The organism is Neisseria sp. P0018.S001 (assembly GCF_051957355.1).
Classification (GTDB): Bacteria; Pseudomonadota; Gammaproteobacteria; order Burkholderiales; family Neisseriaceae; genus Neisseria; species Neisseria subflava_A.
The window spans coordinates 1-255 of the sequence record NZ_JBQCWN010000103.1 but is presented as its reverse complement, the minus strand read 5'-3'; the positions used below and the strand labels follow the sequence as shown (position 1 = coordinate 255).

The 255-nt window shown below is 32.5% G+C and carries 1 pseudogene; it reads right to left on the bottom strand.

Annotated elements, in window-relative coordinates:
- Positions 1 to 255 (bottom strand): annotated as a pseudogene (locus ACTHTJ_RS11040) (hypothetical protein); the annotation flags it as partial.

The following is a 255-nucleotide window of genomic DNA, read 5'->3' as shown; positions in this document are numbered from 1 at the left end:
AATTACGTCTCCTTTTTTTTGTTTTGATATTTTTAATTCGTCATACGCGTAAAAAATAGCAATTTTTTTCCCTTCACAAAATAAATGTCTGTCGGATTTATTCATCATATACATACTTTCATTCCTTACGATGCCTTCACCATCTATAAAACTAAAACTATTCGGTATGTTTCTTCTTTCCATTCCTGCCTCATATATTGACGATATTACTCCGGAAACGCTTCTGGTGATAATCTGTCCGGAATCAATATTAGC